This is a genomic window from Pseudopedobacter sp., assembly GCF_040392825.1.
In the GTDB taxonomy this organism is placed as follows: Bacteria; Bacteroidota; Bacteroidia; order Sphingobacteriales; family Sphingobacteriaceae; genus Pseudopedobacter.
Map to the genome: position 1 here is coordinate 1 of NZ_JBEBVH010000106.1, position 12566 is coordinate 12566.

Below are 12566 nucleotides of genomic sequence, written 5' to 3' on the forward strand. Positions count from 1 at the left end.
CCTGTTGTTTTTCAGATTTTTTTACCGGACTATTTCCTTTCATAGATAATCCAATTCTATTTCTCGTAATATCCACTTCGGTTACGGTTACCTCAACACGCTGTTGTACCTTTACTACTTCGTTAGGATTAGAAATAAAGCGATCTGCCATTTGGCTTAAATGAACGAGACCATCCTGATGTACGCCTATATCAACAAAAGCTCCGAAATTGGTAATATTGGTTACGATACCTGGTAATTTCATCCCAATTCTCAAATCGCTGATCGTATTTATACCATCTGCGAAAGCAAAAGCTTCGAATTGCTCACGAGGGTCTCTGCCGGGTTTTGCCAACTCGGATAAGATGTCCTGAAGTGTAGGTAAACCCACTTCGTCTGTTATGTATTTTTTTAGGTCTATTTGTTTTCTTATAGACTCATTTTTCATTAAGTCTTCTACTTTACAGCCTAGATCCCCAGCCATTTGTTCAACCAGATTATAGCGCTCCGGATGTACTGCACTTGCATCCAATGGATTTTCCGCATTTCTGATTCTTAAAAAGCCGGCTGCTTGTTCGTAGGCTTTTTCTCCTAAACGGGGTACCTTTTTTAATGAAGCCCGATTTTTAAAAGCACCATTTGTGTTTCTATATTCGACAATATTTTGAGCCAATTGCGGACCTAAACCGGATACATAGGCTAATACTTGTTTAGAAGCTGTATTTAATTCTACGCCAACGGCATTTACACAGCTAATTACAGTATCGTCCAGCGAAGTCTGTAATTTATTCTGGTCTACATCATGTTGGTACTGACCCACTCCTATAGACTTTGGATCGATTTTTACCAGTTCTGCCAAAGGATCCATTAACCTTCTGCCGATAGACACAGCTCCTCTAACAGTTACATCATGATTTGGGAATTCTTCTCTGGCTACTTCGGATGCCGAGTAAATAGAAGCACCACTCTCGTTTACCATCACTATCTGTACATTCGGAATATTTTGCTTTCTTGCAAATTCTTCGGTTTCTCTGCTAGCTGTTCCGTTTCCGATAGCAATAGCCTCAATTTCGTGTTTTTTAACCAGGTAATTTAGCGTTTGTTCTGCCTCTTTAAGTTGTCCTGCACCGGTATGCGGATAAATAGTAGTATTTTCTAAAAGCTTTCCTTGTCTGTCTAAACAAACCAATTTACAACCGGTTCTAAAGCCAGGGTCTAAAGCCAGAACATTTTTCTGACCCATAGGAGCTGCTAAAAGTAACTGTCTGGCATTTTCGGCAAAAACCAAAATAGCTTCTTCATCTGCCTTCTGTTTGGTTAATAAACGAACTTCTGTCTCCATACTCGGACGCAACAGACGTTTGTAGCCATCTTCCAGAGCCTGTTGCACTTGCGCAGATTTTGCATTATTGGCGATAATAAATTGTCTTTCTAATATTTCAATGGCATCTTCTTCCTGGGGAAGCACATCCAGTTTCAATATCAGTTCTTTTTCGCCACGTCTCATAGCCAGAATTCTATGTGAAGGGGCAGAGCTGATAGGTTCTTCCCATTCAAAATAGTCTTTGTATTTAATCCCCTCTTCTTCCTTACCCTTAAATACTTCTGATTTGAAAGTGCCTTTTTGTAAAAACAGTTCTCTTATTTTTGCCCTTGCTTCTGCATTTTCCGCTATATTTTCTGCAATAATGTCTCTTGCACCCTGTAGTGCCTCTGCTGCAGATTGAACACCCTTTTCCTCATTTATAAAAGCTTCGGCTTCTTCTTCCGGTGAGTTTTTATCCTGTTCTAAAATAGAAAGCGCCAAAGGTTCCAGACCTTTTTCTCTGGCCACAGATGCTTTGGTTTTACGTTTAGGTTTGTAAGGCAGGTAAATATCTTCCAGAACAGACATGGTTTCTGCGGCTTCAATTTGTGCCTTTAGCTCGTCTGTTAATTTACCTTGTTCCTCTATAGACTTTAAGATGGTTTCCCTTCTTTTATCCAGTTCTCTTAATTGTTGTACCCTGTCTCTGATTGCAGTGACCTGAACTTCGTCCAGACTGCCGGTTAATTCTTTTCTATATCGTGAAATGAAGGGTACAGTAGCACCTTCATCCAATAGATTAAGCGTTGCACTCACTTGTTTGCTTCCTATGCTCAATTCCTGTGCAACAATATAAATATGCTTATCTGACATCTGTTTTTCTATTTAAGTGGAAGCGAAGTTGTGAAAATAAGGTAAAGGGGCAAAATAAATTTTAGAATATCTTTTTGTCAGCTATTAAAAGCTATAGCCTAATTTAAGGCTAAAAGGGAGCGTCATTCTCCAGGTGTTTCCTTCTTTAACTTCAGCGTATTCATTGAAAATATCGAACCAAGCTGAAGGAAAGCGTCTTGGGGTCTAGATCTGCCAGTGTGTTTAATATCCCTGTTTTTTAAACCTAATCCCACACTAAGATCAATAAAAAAGCGATTAATGATTTTTTGCTGGTACCCATATTTTACATTGAATGTATAGGTTTTCTTATGTACCTGGACCCATTCTTCATATTTCTGATTATTGGGCCCAAACAACCCGGTCCATTCTCTTTTTATATCTTCGTTGATAAAGCCGAATTCGGCAAGGTGCTTAATCCAAAGATGACTAAATTCTAAACCAATATATTGGCCGAATGGTGCTTTGTTTTGAAAATAGAATTTATGCTCGTAGCCAAGCCTAAAGCCTTTTGGAGCTCTTCTAATGTTAAACTGATTGACAGGAACACCGATGCCAAAGGTAGAAGAAGAATAGTTGTTTAACTTTCTTTCGTAATAAACAGAAGGTTCAAGGAAATCATTAAAATCAAATAAATTGTTGGCTGTCACCTTGATGATACCACTAAAGGCGAATTCGGGATTTTTATGATCGTAATCATATATTTTATCACCTTTTACCCAAAGTTTGATAGGATAGGTGTATCTTTTGTCTTTTGACCGGTCTACTAGAAATCCCAAGCCGTAACCTGCAAATGCCGTAATATTAAAATAGTAGGCAAGAGAGCTTACAGGCTGAATATTGCTTACAAAACTCGTGTCAGGCGTGATAATTTTTAATGAAAGTGCTTGTGAACTTCTTCTGGGGTTTATAATGGCGGACTTATCGATATTAATGGTATCATTCTGAACGACTACTTTCAATGAGTTTTCAGAATTAATTTGAACTCGTGTATTCGGCCCGTTAATTATACTGGCACATGAGAATAGCATTAAACTTGTAACGATAACCATGAAGGGCAAACATATTCGCATACAGTTTAAGTTTTATTACCCTTACGCTTTTTGTGATTGTTATGATACACGGGTATAAATACAAAAAGCTGTCTTTCGAACAGCTTTTTGTATAATGAATTAATAATTATTAAAGCTTACCGAATTTTCCTGCGTAAAAATCCTCAAATGCCTGATTAATTTCTTCTCTGGTATTCATCACAAACGGGCCATGAGATACGACTGGTTCGTTAATAGGTTCACCGCTTAATACCAATACCTTTGCATCTTCTATAGCTTCTATCTGAAAATCTTCGCCTTCATTTTCAAACAAAACAAAATGGTCTCCGGCAACTTTTCTTGAATCGTTTACGATAATTGTTCCTTCGATAACTAAGAGTGCTGTGTTGTAATTCTCGGGGAAACTGAAATTTGCTTTTCCATCTTTTTTAAGTGAGACATTTAATAGGTTGATTGGAGTAAATGTACTCGCAGCACCATTCATGCCGTTGTAGTTTCCTGCTATAATTTCTACCTCACCATCTTGATTGTCTAATGTTACCCTTTTTATATTTTCGTTTGTGATTTCCTGATATTTTGGAGCAGACATTTTATCCTTTGCCGGCAGATTTACCCAAAGCTGTACCATTTGGAAGAATCCACCTTTGGCACTAAATTCTTTTTCATGATATTCTTTGTGTAAAATACCAGAAGCAGCAGTCATCCATTGTACGTCACCTTCTTTAATAACTCCGCTGTTTCCCGCACTGTCATGATGTGCAACGCTGCCTTTGTAGGCAATAGTTACAGTCTCGAAACCCCGGTGCGGATGAACATCTACACCTCTTGGCTGGTTGGTTGGCGGAAAATAGAATTTAGAATTATAATCCAGCATAATGAAAGGGCTCATTCTTTCTCTGCTTAGTGGATACATGCTTGGAATAAAATTATGTACTCTGAATCCATCACCTACCATGTGAGGATCTCTTGGTGATAAAACAGCTTCAATTTTTCTGGTTTTCATGATATCTCCTTTTTTTGTATTACAAAGTTAAACCAGAAAAAGATGATACGCATTGATGTATGTTAAGAAAGAGGGTGATAGTATGTGGTCTATAGTCCATGGTCCATAGTTCATGAGTAACATCATTTCCGGTAGAGTTCTTTTCGAACACGGCTTAAAGATTCTGGCGTGATTCCCAAATAAGATGCGATCATCCATTGTGGGATTCGCATCAGTAATTCGGGATATAATCTGATAAAATCCAGATATCGTTCTTCGGCAGAGGCTCCCAGCAGTAAATTAACACGATTCTGGATTTGTTTGATGTGATGATGTAGAGAGTTAATGTTAAACAATGAAAAATCACTGCACTGTTTGCTCAGCTCGTCAAAAAACAGATTGTCTATATAAACAATATCCGAATCTTCTATGGCATCTATGTAGAGAAACGAAGGTTCGTTAAAGAATGAGCTGCTACGGTCTGCCACAAGCCAACCTTCCGGCGAAAACTGGATAATGTGTTCTTTTCCCTGCTTATCTATAGTATATGACCGTAAAAGCCCTTTGGCGGTAAAAAAGGAATTCTTACAAACTTCGCCGGCTCTTAGTAAAAGCTGGCCTTTTACAACTTTTTTAGACTTTAAGTATTTGCTTAATTGTTCAAACCCACTTTCGTCTATTGGAGCAGATTGCTGTATATAGTTTTTAAAAATAAATATAGCTTCTTCCACTCTTATTTTTTATTAAATAGTTTGTCGATAGTGCGTGTAGAGACAGCATGATAATTCGGACGATTTCTTTGATAAAAATCTTCGGCCAGTTTTTTGTCTTTTTTATTTTTCAGAAGTTCACCGTACAGTGGTTCTATGAATTTTCTCCGTCCAACGGTATTCAGAAAAGTGTCCAGATAAGGATATACCGGTTGATAATTCTTTTTTATTCCTAATAAATACCAGGCATATTGTATTTCACTGTTATGCGATGTGGTAAAATGGAAAACGCTGTCAATGTATTGAAGTTTCTGTATGTTTATACTATCGGGTAATGAGCGGATAAAATAAAGCTTTTCATTTGTACTCTTAATATTTCTGTTTAAAGGGGCTTGAAGCTCGTCTTTTAAAAAGTTCACACTTAACGCATCTATGGTATCAAATCTTGCGCTATGCGGAAGCTTTGCATTTTTAGGAAGTCCCGGTTGATAAATCCACCCATAAGCATTAATTGCAGTTTTTAAGTTTTCATTGCCTTTTATTAAGTAATTGTTCAACTCGTTTTCGAAGTCTTCTAAGGTTACACTTTTGAAAGCGTATTTAGAGAAATAATGCTTTAAAAATTTATCGAATTTTTCTCTGCCTACTGCCAGTTCAATATTTTTTAAAAAGAGAAATCCCTTTTCATATGCAATATCGGTAACGGCATCATCAGGACTTCTGTCTGTTAAATCCAGATTCAGCCTGGTGTCCGGATGTGTTTGACCAAAGTCGCTTATGCCATTTTCCAGATCTTTATAGCCCAGAACTTCCTGCATGTTGGCCTCTTCTTTTCCATACAACTTCTCTATAATCCGTCGCTCAAAATAAACTGTAAAGCCTTCGTTAAGCCAGAAATCATTCCAAGAAGCATTGGTAACCAGATTACCACTCCAACTATGTGCCAGTTCATGTGCTATCAAATTTACAAGGGACCGGTCTCCAGCAATAACGGTTGGTGTAGCGAACGTAAGAACAGGATTTTCCATTCCACCAAACGGAAAGCTCGGTGGCAGAACCAGAAGATCGTAACGACCCCATAAATATTTGCCATACAGACTTTCGGCAGCCTTAACCATCTTGCCAACATCGGAAAATTCGTAAGCTGCTTTGTCTATCATTTGAGGTTCTGCATAAACACCGCACAAATTATCTATCTTTTTAAAAGTAAGATTTCCTACAGCCAATGCCATAAGATAAGAAGGGATCGGGTGATCTTGTTTAAATTGATAAATTCCTTCGCTATTGCGCTGTTGCGGATTTTCGGCACTCATTAAAGCTAAAAACTGATTTGGTACTTTAACTCTTGCCGTATAGGTAAAGCGTATTCCGGGGCTGTCCTGACAAGGAATCCAGGATCTTGCCAGAATAGCCTGTGACTGTGTGTATAGAAAAGGATGTTCTCTGCCGAAAGTTTGAAGTGGTGTCACCCATTGTAAAGCTTCTGCGTTTTGGGAAGTAGTGTAATAAATGCTTACTTTCCTGGTGCCAGGTTTAATTTGAATACTCAGTGGCTGACCGAAAATCTCATCTTCGTCGCCAAGTGCAAAAAATGGTTCTTCATTTTCGGCATCATCTAAAATAACTTTATGGACAGTGAGACCTTTTGTGTCAAAAACGACTTCGTCATACTGCGTATGGTTTTCTATTGTCCATGTTGCGATTCCATTAATAAGCTGCTTATCAAACTCGACTTCTAAAATTAAATCCAGATGTTTTACAGAAACATGTTGAGGCTCTGCATAGCTATGTGGATCTATAACAAGTTGTTCTGTTTTTTTATCGTTTTGTTTGCAGCACATTACTGTTGTCAGCACAAAAAGTAGCGCTACGGACTTTTTAAGCATATTATTTAAATCTTACAGTTACCTTTACCCGGTTAGAATAACCGTCCGAAGAACCTTGCCAATACTGGTAGTTCTTAACAAGATCGATAGCTCTTGCATCTGCAAGTTTGCTTAGACTTTTAAGTATCTTGAAATCAGATAGCTCTCCACTAGGTTTTATAATAAACTCCACAATAACATGGCCAGTTTCTCCGCTTTCCAGTTCATTATTTTCGTTCAGGTATTTTCTGAAAGCTGTCCAACCATCGGAAGGTCCCACTACAGTGCCACGTCTGATATTTCTTACAGGATGTTGTGCCGATATTGCCGGGTTTAAATTGATATTTATCTCTTGTAAAGGCCCCAACTCTATTTCCCTGTTTTGGTAACCATTTGCATATATACCAATTTTACTCACTTTGTATGGGAAGAAAAATTCGCCATTTTCGTTTGTGACTACCCTGATATTGGTTTTTAAATCTTTAACCACTACACCATTAATTGCTTTGGCAGTGGTTAAATCTCTTATCTTTCCTTTAGTGGTTGTAGTGTCAGATTCTTTCGTTAATCTGGCAGATACGGCATTGGAACTGGCTATTCCGGCCAGGGGTTCGGGGGCCATAAAGCCTTCTTTCTGAGCAATGGTAACAGAAGGTTCGGTAGAAGCGATAATTGATGATGCTATTTCTGGTTTTTTAAGTTGCTCAATAATAATATCATCAGAAACGGGGGTGGTATCCTTCGTGATTTTTTGTTTACTTAAAGCAACAGATTCTGCCTTAGATATAATCTCTTCTATTGGTTCTGCAACAATTTCGCCGTCTGTAGGCTGATCTTTATTTTCTATAATAGCGGGAGCTGGAATTCGAGGCGTAGATTTGGTTATAGGTTCCGCAAAATTAGTTTCTTTTGGTTGGTTAAGGTATATACTGAAAAGACCGATTAATATAACAACACAGGCTGCTACAGACCACAATCTTAAATTAAAAGGTTGTTCTGTTTTTTGAGGTTTACTGTCTACTCTGCTTTTTAGTCTAACTTTTAATTCATTCAGAGAATTGCTGTTGTGGGGAAAATTTTCATAACCTTCCATTGCCTCTGCGAGAAAAGGGTCTTCTAAAGCCCGTTTTTCCAGGTTATGCATAGCAGAAGCGTTTAGCTCGCCGCGGAAATATTTTTCAATTAAATCAATATCTTGGCTTTCCTTATTCACGTTGTTTCTCCAAACAAATTTTTAAGTTCCTTTTACCGTTTTGTATATAGCTCTTTACTTTTTTGATATCGTATCCCGTTTCGATAGCTACTTCTGCATAACACTTCTCTTGTAAATAAAATAAGCTTATCGTTTGTTTCTGCTCTAAATTAAGTGTTTCCAGACAGGCTTCCATAGCTAAAAGCTGCATCTCAGTCTGTTCTTTTTCAGAAAGATGCATAAAAGGTTCGAATTCCATAAAATTTTCTTCAAAATTTACAGAACCAGATTTTTCCTTTCTTAATTCCATTAGACAATGGTTTTTAGAAAGGACATAAAGCCAGCTTTTAAAATTATTGATATTATGGGATTTTATTTTTTCGATAAGATCTTCGAAGATTTGCATCACAGCGTCTTTGCTTCGCTCCTCGTCCCGAAAGTGTTTCAGTGCCACTCCATATACCAAAGGCATATAGGGTTCGTAAAGACGACCTAATGCTGCTAAGTCTCCAGATGTTTTATATTCCGCTATCCATTCCTGATCCAGATCGTTTGTTTTATTGTTGGTAGAAGCTATATTCATCTAAATGCTAAAAATTAAGCCGAAATGGAATGTTTTAAAAAAACAAAAACATTATCCCTATTATAACGAAAAAAATCCTATAATCGTTACATATAAAATGATTTTTGCCCAAAACATTCTAAGAACAACTAAGTTTTTTAAATTTGCAAAAAAACTTAATAATGAAGAAAATAGTAACTATAATCTTACTTACGGGTACTTTTTTAATTTCCGGTTGCGATAGTTTAAATCAGGTCGCAAATCAATATGGAGGTACAATAGTAAATGCTTTGGGAACACCAACCAGTACGGAAATAGGTACAGCGTTGAAACAGGCTTTAGAAAATGGTGCCGGAGCCAGTACAGGAAAGCTTTCTGCTACAAACGGATTTTTGGGAAATGCGGCTGTTAAAATTTTAATGCCTGAAGAAGCCAGAAAAGTAGAATCTACGCTGCGCTCTTTAGGATTTAATACATTGTGCGATAATGTAATAACAAGCTTAAACAGAGCAGCAGAAGATGCGGCAAAGGAAGCAAAGCCTATTTTGGTTAATGCAATTAAGCAAATGACATTTCAGGATGTTACCAACATACTCCTTGGCGATAAGGATGCTGCTACTCAGTATTTTAAGCGAACAACCACTGCATCGCTTACGCAGAAGTTTAAGCCAATTGTTAATACCAGTATAGGAAAGGTTGGAGCTACTAAATACTGGACAGAATTAACAACGGCTTATAATAAGATTCCCATGGTAAAACCTGTAACTACAGATTTAACAGCTTATGTGACAGAAAAAGCCATACAGGGATTATTTGTGGAAGTTGCAGCAGAAGAATTGAGAATAAGAGAAAATGTGGGGGCCAGATCTACGACTTTAATGCAAAAGGTATTTGCTTATGCAGACCAGCAAAAGAAGTAAAAAGAGAACGGCAACAGGTACTGAAGGTTAACGAACTAAATACAGTCTGGGAATAAGGCTATTGAAACTTAATAAACAATGACTAATCTGATAAGTTGGGATGACTTTGAAAAAGTCGAATTAAGAGTCGGAACAATTGTAGAAGTAATGGATTTTCCAGAGGCAAAGAAACCTGCTTATAAAGTACACGTAGATTTTGGAGAGTTGGGTATAAAAATAAGTAGTGCCCAGATTACTGCACATTATACTAAAGAAGATCTGTTGGGAAAACAAATTGTAGGTGTAGTCAATTTCCCAAAAAAGCAGATAGGCAAGTTCATGTCCGAATTTCTGCTTACAGGGTTTCATGATGAAAATGGTAATGTCGTCATAACTACTACTGAAAGGAATGTACCCAATGGAACAAAATTATGCTGAAGATGAGGTGTGAGAAAAGAAGTAAATAAAGACAATTAGAAGCCGGATGTTCATCAAAATTCAACCTTAATTTCAGTACCATTTCTGTTATTTGGAAGAGGAGGTTAAGTGCGAGCGGGAATATGCTTTGTCAAATCTTTCGCTGGCTAATGATGCTAAAAAATCTAAAATTGTAAATCCAAATCTAAAATTCACCATGAGACTGTATTCTTTTGATGACGAATCAAGTATAAATCCCGACGAGTTTTTTATGAAGGAAGCCTATAAGGAAGCGCTTCTGGCGTACGAAGCTGATGAAGTGCCAATTGGTGCGGTTATTGTGGCTAATAGTAAGATTATAGGTAGGGGACATAATCTCACAGAACGTTTGAATGACGTTACGGCACATGCAGAGATGCAGGCTTTTACTTCGGCAAGTAATTCAATAGGCGCCAAATATCTGCACAACTGCACATTATATGTTACTATAGAACCTTGTGTGATGTGTGCAGGAGCGTCTTACTGGACCCAAATAAGCAGAATAGTATTTGGAGCTATAGACGAAAAACGAGGCTACAGCAGTTTGGGTAAGAATATTCTGCATCCAAAAACAAAAGTAATAGGGGGTATCATGCAACATGAATGTGCTGCTTTAATGAAGGAATTCTTCTTAAAGAAAAGATTAAAATAAAACTTAACAATCTATCAACAATTATTTGATAGGGTAATTTATCTTTGTAAAAACAAAATAATTAATTATTGTATAACCTTTAAATATAAAAATTATGGCTTTTGAATTGCCTGCGTTACCATACGCATCAGACGCATTGGAACCACATATTGACCAACAAACCATGGAAATCCATCATGGAAAACACCATGCGGCTTATGTTACTAACTTAAACAAAGCTTTAGAGGGTAAAGAAGGTGCAGATTCTTCATTAGAAGAAATCAACAAAAATATTTCTAAATACCCGGTAGCTGTTAGAAATAATGGTGGTGGTCATTATAACCATTCACTTTTCTGGACAGTAATTGGTCCAAACGGAGGTGGTGCTCCGCAAGGAGAATTAGCGGAAGCAATTAATGCTGCATTTGGTTCTTTCGAAGATTTTAAAACTAAATTTGCCGAAGCCGGTGCAACTCGTTTTGGTTCTGGTTGGGCGTGGTTAATTGTTGGTGCCGATGGTAAATTAGCAGTAACTTCTACTCCAAATCAAGACAATCCTTTAATGGATGTTGCTGAAGTACAAGGTACTCCAATTTTAGGTATGGATGTTTGGGAACATGCTTACTACTTAAAATATCAAAACAGACGCCCAGACTATATTGCAGCTTTCTGGAATGTAGTTGACTGGAATGCTGTTGCAGAGCGTTTTGCTCAAGCAAAATAATTTGGCATTAAATTTAAGGCTATTAAAGGCAGAGGGAAATAAATCCCTCTGCCTTTAATTTTTTTACCATGAATAAAACATTGTCTTACATAGCTGTATTTTGCTTAACATTTTTAAGTAGTTGCTCGTTATTTGAAGGAGTATTTAAAGCAGGATATTACGTGGGTATTTTTGTTGTTATAGCTATATTAGCCATTATATTTTTTATAGCAGCAAAAATCAGAAGTTAATGAAAGCGCTTGTACTAGAAGGAAAAGATCAACAATTTATATATAAAGAAGTAGATAAACCGATTCTGAGCGAAGGTGAGGTATTGGTTAGAATTAAAGCTGCTTCATTTAATCGCAGGGATTATTGGATTAAGAAAGGTTTATATGCAGGCTTAAAATTTCCAATTATTTTAGGTTCTGACGGATCTGGTATTGTAGCAGATGTATTTGATCAGGAAAATAAGCATTTGTTGGAACAGGAAGTAATTATCAATCCTTCATTGCACTGGGGGAGCAATGAAGGTTTCCAGTCCAAGGAATTTAATATTCTGGGATTGCCCGAAAATGGTACTTTCGCCGAGTTTGTAAAAGTTCCGGTAGAAAATATTCATCAGAAGCCTGCTCATTTAAGCTTTGTTGAAGCGGCAGCAATTCCTCTGGCTGGCTTAACCTCTTACAGAGCGCTTTTTTCAAAAGCAAAACTAAAGAAAGGTGAAAATGTACTGATTGTTGGTGCCGGAGCAGGCACCTCTACATTCGCAATTCTTTGGGCTGTTGCAGCAGGAGCTAATGTTTATGTAACATCCGGGAATGAGGAGAAAATAGAAGCGGCTAAAAAGCTTGGAGCTATAGATGGGGTTATTTATAAAAATGAAGATTGGGACCAGCAACTTTTACAGAAAGTGAATGGCTTTGATGTGATAATAGACAGCGCATTAGGGGAAGGATTTGCAAAACATCTGAATTATGTTAATCCGGGAGCAAGAATTGTTTTTTTTGGAGGAACAGCGGGGAATTTGCCCGCTTTGAACGGACGAATTATATTCTGGAAACAAGTCCAGATTTTGGGCACTACTATGGTGTCCCCAAATGATTTTAATAATTTATTAAAGTTTATAGAGGAGCACCAGATACATCCGATAGTCGATAGCGTATATCATTTAGAAGACGGAAATGATGCTATGGAATTGATGGAAAATAGTGATCAGTTCGGTAAAATTGTTTTGACAGTTAGTTAGTTAGTTAGTTAGTTAGTTAGTTAGTCCCTATACAATAAGCAGAGTCTTCTGACGGAAAAAGAATTCTCTTTTAAATACACTTCTCACAA

Annotated in this window: 12 protein-coding genes; 5 read left to right on the forward strand and 7 right to left on the reverse strand. The window is 37.3% G+C overall.

Translation table 11 applies throughout. The features are described from left to right. The 7 genes from ABWO41_RS09185 to ABWO41_RS09215 form a co-directional block, all read right to left on the reverse strand. Positions 1-2158: Tex family protein (locus tag ABWO41_RS09185; protein WP_353136813.1), on the reverse strand; the 2158-nt coding region annotated here is incomplete at its 3' end. Positions 2159-2280: 122 nt separating this feature from the next. After that, the gene (locus ABWO41_RS09190) at positions 2281-3249 is read right to left on the reverse strand and encodes a hypothetical protein (protein WP_353136816.1); all 969 of its coding nucleotides are present in this window, start codon (positions 3247-3249) and stop codon (positions 2281-2283) included. Between the two features lie 109 nt (positions 3250-3358). After that, positions 3359-4231 carry a pirin family protein gene (locus ABWO41_RS09195; protein ID WP_353136819.1) on the reverse strand — a complete coding sequence of 291 codons (873 nt, stop codon included), beginning with the start codon at positions 4229-4231 and terminating at the stop codon, positions 3359-3361. Between the two features lie 122 nt (positions 4232-4353). After that, complete coding sequence (locus tag ABWO41_RS09200) at positions 4354-4941, reverse strand: Crp/Fnr family transcriptional regulator (protein ID WP_353136822.1); 588 nt, start codon at positions 4939-4941, stop codon at positions 4354-4356. Positions 4942-4943: 2 nt separating this feature from the next. Further along, the gene (locus ABWO41_RS09205; RefSeq protein WP_353136825.1) at positions 4944-6806 is read right to left on the reverse strand and encodes a M1 family metallopeptidase; all 1863 of its coding nucleotides are present in this window, start codon (positions 6804-6806) and stop codon (positions 4944-4946) included. Position 6807: 1 nt separating this feature from the next. Continuing rightward, positions 6808-7998, reverse strand: coding sequence for a TonB family protein (locus ABWO41_RS09210; RefSeq protein WP_353136828.1), 1191 nt, complete (start codon positions 7996-7998; stop codon positions 6808-6810). Continuing rightward, positions 7991-8560 (reverse strand): RNA polymerase sigma factor, encoded by a 570-nt coding sequence (locus ABWO41_RS09215; protein ID WP_353136831.1) that lies wholly within the window; start codon positions 8558-8560, stop codon positions 7991-7993. Before ABWO41_RS09215 ends, ABWO41_RS09210 begins: the two co-directional genes overlap by 8 nt. A 161-nt stretch (positions 8561-8721) precedes the next feature. Here ABWO41_RS09215 and ABWO41_RS09220 point away from each other — a divergent pair, with 161 nt between their 5' ends. The 5 genes from ABWO41_RS09220 to ABWO41_RS09240 all read left to right on the forward strand — a co-directional run bounded on the left by ABWO41_RS09220 (position 8722) and on the right by ABWO41_RS09240 (position 12477). Next, a complete protein-coding gene (locus tag ABWO41_RS09220) occupies positions 8722-9459 on the forward strand; it encodes a DUF4197 domain-containing protein (protein ID WP_353136834.1) in 738 nt (245 codons plus the stop codon). Between the two features lie 78 nt (positions 9460-9537). Next, a complete protein-coding gene (locus ABWO41_RS09225) occupies positions 9538-9876 on the forward strand; it encodes a tRNA-binding protein (RefSeq protein WP_353136837.1) in 339 nt (112 codons plus the stop codon). Between the two features lie 196 nt (positions 9877-10072). Further along, complete coding sequence (locus ABWO41_RS09230; RefSeq protein ID WP_353136846.1) at positions 10073-10546, forward strand: nucleoside deaminase; 474 nt, start codon at positions 10073-10075, stop codon at positions 10544-10546. A gap of 94 nt (positions 10547-10640) precedes the next feature. After that, positions 10641-11249 carry a superoxide dismutase gene (locus ABWO41_RS09235; protein WP_353136840.1) on the forward strand — a complete coding sequence of 203 codons (609 nt, stop codon included), beginning with the start codon at positions 10641-10643 and terminating at the stop codon, positions 11247-11249. 229 nt (positions 11250-11478) lie between these two features. After that, a complete protein-coding gene (locus tag ABWO41_RS09240; RefSeq protein WP_353136843.1) occupies positions 11479-12477 on the forward strand; it encodes a zinc-binding dehydrogenase in 999 nt (332 codons plus the stop codon). Positions 12478-12566 lie beyond the last annotated feature (89 nt).

What these genes read in the sequence shown, in the direction of transcription:
- ABWO41_RS09235 (WP_353136840.1), top strand. Translation starts at nt 10,641, where the DNA reads ATGGCTTTTGAATTGCCTGCGTTACCATACGCATCAGACGCATTGGAA.
- ABWO41_RS09195 (WP_353136819.1), bottom strand. Translation starts at nt 4,231, where the DNA reads ATGAAAACCAGAAAAATTGAAGCTGTTTTATCACCAAGAGATCCTCAC.
- ABWO41_RS09205 (WP_353136825.1), bottom strand. Translation starts at nt 6,806, where the DNA reads ATGCTTAAAAAGTCCGTAGCGCTACTTTTTGTGCTGACAACAGTAATG.
- ABWO41_RS09225 (WP_353136837.1), top strand. Translation starts at nt 9,538, where the DNA reads ATGACTAATCTGATAAGTTGGGATGACTTTGAAAAAGTCGAATTAAGA.
- ABWO41_RS09220 (WP_353136834.1), top strand. Translation starts at nt 8,722, where the DNA reads ATGAAGAAAATAGTAACTATAATCTTACTTACGGGTACTTTTTTAATT.
- ABWO41_RS09190 (WP_353136816.1), bottom strand. Translation starts at nt 3,249, where the DNA reads ATGCGAATATGTTTGCCCTTCATGGTTATCGTTACAAGTTTAATGCTA.
- ABWO41_RS09240 (WP_353136843.1), top strand. Translation starts at nt 11,479, where the DNA reads ATGAAAGCGCTTGTACTAGAAGGAAAAGATCAACAATTTATATATAAA.
- ABWO41_RS09215 (WP_353136831.1), bottom strand. Translation starts at nt 8,560, where the DNA reads ATGAATATAGCTTCTACCAACAATAAAACAAACGATCTGGATCAGGAA.
- ABWO41_RS09230 (WP_353136846.1), top strand. Translation starts at nt 10,073, where the DNA reads ATGAGACTGTATTCTTTTGATGACGAATCAAGTATAAATCCCGACGAG.